The 637-nt window shown below is 73.0% G+C and carries 1 protein-coding gene; it reads left to right on the plus strand.

The annotated features are described in order from the left end of the window. The coding region (locus tag ACTZWW_RS22660; RefSeq protein ID WP_444783225.1) for a radical SAM protein at nucleotides 1-637 on the plus strand (637 nt) is incomplete at both ends.

Consider the following 637-nt stretch of genomic DNA (forward strand, 5'->3'; position numbering starts at 1 on the left):
TCTCCGACGTGATGGCGGCCCGCGCCGCCCCCGACCCGGACGCCGCGCCGCCGCGCGGGCGCACCCGCGCCTTCGTCCAGGTCCAGACCGGGTGCGACCACCGCTGCACGTTCTGCGTCATTCCCTTCGGCCGCGGGAACTCCCGTTCCGTTCCCGCCGCGACCGTCGTCGAGACCGTGCGGGCGCAGGCCGCGGCCGGCGCCCGCGAGGTCGTCCTCACCGGCGTCGACCTCACCAGCTGGGGCGGCGATCTCGAAGGGGGGCCGCGCCTCGGCACGCTCGTGAAGGCGCTGCTCGCCGGCGTCCCCGACCTTTCACGGCTGCGCCTCTCCTCCCTCGATTCCGTCGAGGTGGATGACGATCTCCTCGAGGCCATCGCGACCGAGCCGCGGCTGATGCCGCATCTCCACCTCTCGCTCCAGGCGGGGGACGACCTCGTCCTCAAGCGGATGAAGCGCCGTCATTCCCGCGCCGACGTGATTCGCCTGTGCGGGCGGCTGCGCACGCTGCGCCCGGAGATCGCGCTCGGCGCGGACCTGATCGCCGGCTTCCCCACGGAGACCGAGGCGATGTTCTCCCGCTCCCTCGACCTCGTCGCCGAATGCGGGCTCACCCATCTCCACGTCTTCCCCTACTC

Source organism: Salinarimonas sp. NSM (genome assembly GCF_052380005.1).
Taxonomy (GTDB): Bacteria; Pseudomonadota; Alphaproteobacteria; order Rhizobiales; family Beijerinckiaceae; genus Salinarimonas.